Annotated in this window: 1 protein-coding gene and 2 pseudogenes; 2 read left to right on the top strand and 1 reads right to left on the bottom strand. The window is 34.2% G+C overall.

What is annotated here, in order from left to right:
* Positions 1 to 352 precede the first annotated feature (352 nt).
* Positions 353 to 1,624, top strand: a complete 1,272-nt coding sequence (locus Wcon_RS08785) for an ankyrin repeat domain-containing protein (RefSeq protein WP_114517887.1) — start codon at positions 353 to 355, stop codon at positions 1,622 to 1,624.
* A 231-nt stretch (positions 1,625 to 1,855) separates the two neighbouring features.
* Here the strand turns inward: Wcon_RS08785 and Wcon_RS08780 are convergent.
* Positions 1,856 to 2,366: pseudogene (locus tag Wcon_RS08780) on the bottom strand (transposase); the annotation flags it as partial.
* A 222-nt stretch (positions 2,367 to 2,588) separates the two neighbouring features.
* On the opposite strand from Wcon_RS08780, the pseudogene Wcon_RS08775 reads away from it, so the two are divergent.
* Positions 2,589 to 3,577, top strand: a pseudogene (locus Wcon_RS08775) (IS110 family RNA-guided transposase).
* Positions 3,578 to 3,648 lie beyond the last annotated feature (71 nt).

Genomic DNA, 3,648 nt, shown 5'->3' with positions numbered 1-3,648 from the left:
CTTCAGAGAGAAATTTTATACACGATCGCTGATATTTTTCCTTAAGTTGACGCCATTGCCTGAACGGATACGGATTTTAAGTGATTAATTGGCCAATTTAGACTAAATTTTTGTATGAACTAATCTGCTTAGCTTTGTTACAATAATTTTGTGCTTTTATTTCCATAACCTTATTTTTATACAACGCGCTCTCACAAACATGCGCACTATTTTTGTGTTTTTTGAAAAAGTAAACAATTAAACCTTTTATGACGCTAATTTATAGTATATTTTTATTGAATTATTGTCTTGACTTTATTTATTAACCTCTCGTACAGTAAAAGCTGTTGTAAGAACTTAAGTTTGAGGTAATATGTTTCCACGTAATAAAGATAAAGTGGTAAAGCCCACCATAGATGAGCAAGGAAATACTCCTTTGCATACTGCTGCTTGGGAAGGTAATTTAGAAGTAGCTAGAGCACTATTGAAGCGTAAAGCAGATGTTCATGCAGTAGATGATAAAGAGCATACTCCTTTGCATGCTGCTGCTTGGAAAGGTAATTTAGAAGTAGTCAAATTACTATTGAAGCATGGAGCAGATGTTAATGCAAAAAATAAGCAAGGAAAAACTCCTTTGTATTTTGCTGCTTTGAAAGGTAATTTAGAAGTAGCTGAAGCACTATTGAAACATGAATTAGGCGTTGATTCAGAAGACTCTGAGGGGTGTGCTCTCTTGCATCTTGCTGCTTGGAAAGGTAGCTCAAAAATAGTCAAATTACTATTGAAGCATGGAGCAGATGTTCATGCAGAAAACTTTGAAAGAAAAACTCCTTTGCATTTTGCTGCTTGCAATGGTTATCCAGAAATGGTGAAAGTTCTATTAGAGAGAGGAGCAGATGTTAATGCAAAAAACTTTGAAGGATGTACTCCTTTGCATTTTGCTGCTTTGGAAGGTGATTTAGAAGTAGCTGAAGTACTATTGAAGCATAAAGCAGATGTTAATGCAGAAAATGAGCAAAGAGAGACTCCTTTGCATGTTGCTGCTTGGAAAGGTAATTTAGAAACAGTCAAATTACTATTGAAGCATGGAGCAGATGTTCATGCAAAAAACTCTGAAGGAAATTCTCCTTTGCATCTTGCTGTTTGGGAAGATAATTTAGAAATAGTCAAATTACTATTGGAGCATAAAGCAAATGTTAATGCAGAAAACTCTAAAGGAAGAACTCCTTTGCATTATGCTATTCGCAATAATGATTATCCAGAAATGGTGAAAGTTCTGTTAGAGAAAGGAGCAAATGTTCATGCAATAGGTAACGAAAGATGTACTCCTTTGTATTTTGCTAAGTTTAATGATCATGTTGATGTGTTAAACAAAGTGAGTGAAGCAAGTGTTAATGTAGAAAGTTGTCAAAATTTAAGTTCTGATCAAAAAGGTGCTAGGACTCCTTCTTGTTGTAGTAAAGTGTTAAACAAAATGGCTCATAGGCTTAAAAATAAGTGTAATCTTTACTATAATCAAGCGATTACGGAAGCTTCAGGATCTGCAAGTCGAGCTGATAATAGGCCAGATTTAAGACTGAATGATACGAACATCGAAAACCTCAAAGCAGGGAGGGATGGTGGTTGGCAGTATTTCCGACCATAGGCGTCAAGTTAAGGAAAAGTGGCATAAGAAAGAAGAGAAGCGGTAAAAATTATTTTAGATATTAAATGATAAAATTAGTAATTTATAGACTCTTTTAAAAAAATTATCTTATTTTAGATCAAGATTTCTTAAAAAATAAATATAATAAATAAACCTTAAATGGTTGCTATATTGGGCGTATTCTCTTAACTTGACGCATATGGTTCAAAGAAGTGTGTCAAACCGCATTTTTTAATTCAACTCAATTTTTAACCTATCAGGGAAAAAGATATCAAGTTGAGATATAGTTAAAAGGCAAAGCCATAATCCATTTTTGCTCTACTTTTTTTATAGCACAATATACCAACTTGTACAAGGCATTTATGCTAGTAAATGAGCCTTTGGTCTTGGTGAATTTCCTAATTTGTCTATGTAGTCCCTCTATGGGATTTGTGGTGTAGATTACCCTTCTAACTGGACCAGAATACTTAAAATAACCAGATAGGTTTTCCCAATTATTCTGCCAAAACTAAAGGATATTTTTCACCCCATTTTTCTTCTAAGTAATTTTCAGCAATTTCTTTACTTGAAGCACGATATATTTTTTTCAAATCATTCATAAAAACTTTCACATCTTTGCTGGATACATATTTCAATGAATTTCTTGTCTGATGCACTATACACTTCCGCTTTAGCTATTTATAGCTGTAGGAAAGCTTTTCAGACCATCAACACAAGCTATCAGAATATCCTCTACTCCTCTTGTATCTTGTAAAAAGCATCTAATGTTTTAAGCTTAAGCATTAGGTGGAGGAGGGAAGAACTCTGTTTCTCCTCTTAGATATAAAATCTGTAAGAAAGATAAGAGTTCCCTCCTCAAAAGTATAGGCTGGACGGTATCGTAGAAAGACCTAAATGGCTCTAATTCTGTATCCACAAGGTTAGCCTTACTTTTCGTTTTAAATGGTAACGTATGGGGTTATATATGATCAACAACTTTCTTGGAATTGATGTATCAAAAGATCGCTTTGATGTTTTTCTTTCATTCATAAGTAAAAAAGAAAAGCGTGAAACTAGGAAAAGGAGCTTTAAGAACGATGATCTTGGGTTTCAAGGTCTGCTGAGTTTTCTACAAAAGCATAATGTGGAAGAAGTAAAGTCATGCATGTGGTTGTTATAGCGAAGCTTTGGCTGAATTTCTGCACAATGCTGGACATTTTGTTAGTGTTGTAAATCCTTATTGTATTAAATCTTATACAAGGAGTAAGCTCGTAAGACAAAAGAATGATCAGACTGATGCAGAAATTATTGCTGATTATTGCCAAAGACAGGAACCAACTCGTTGGACACCACCTTCTTCTGAAATGAAAAAATTAAAACATCTTTATCGTTGCTCAGTTGCGTTAAAAGAATTAGTAAATAACCACCTAGAAAAAAAAGAGAGACTGCCTAAAGAAGTTGCAAATGCTTGTTGCAACGAATATAGTTAAAAAAATAGAAATAATAAAAAACTCCATACGCAAACTATTAAAGCAGCACAAAGAATTGTTGGAAAATTTTCAGCTTCTATTGACTATTCCAGGAATAGGAGAGGAATCAGCAATGGCTATTTTAGCTGAAATCCCTGACATAAAAGCTTTTAGAGATGCCAGGCAATTGGCAGCATATACAGGAGTTATACCGAAAAATATAACATCAGGTTCATCTGTACATTCTAAACCAAGATTAAGTAAATCAGGTTCACAAACATTACGTAAGGCCCTTTTCTTTCCTGCCATAGTAGCCAAGAATCACAATCCTATCATTGTGAGTTTTTGCCAAAGACTAAAGAAGAAGGGTAAGCATAATATGGCAATTGTGGGAGCTGCAATGCGTAAGCTACTCCATATCATTTTCGGTATCCTGACATCCAAAAGTGCTTTTGATCCAAATCATATCAAGAATTACAGAACTAGGATGTTGACTGTAGTTTAAAATCAAAAAATGCTTCCAATCCATTCAACATATTCACTAACTGTAATCTGTGTACTGTTACACAATCAGAA

This window comes from Wolbachia endosymbiont of Cylisticus convexus (assembly GCF_003344345.1).
This window is presented reverse-complemented; position numbering and strand designations above follow the sequence as displayed.

Bases quoted from the DNA above. Each gene is read 5' to 3' on its own strand.
- Wcon_RS08785 (WP_114517887.1), top strand. From the start codon at position 353: ATGTTTCCACGTAATAAAGATAAAGTGGTAAAGCCCACCATAGATGAG.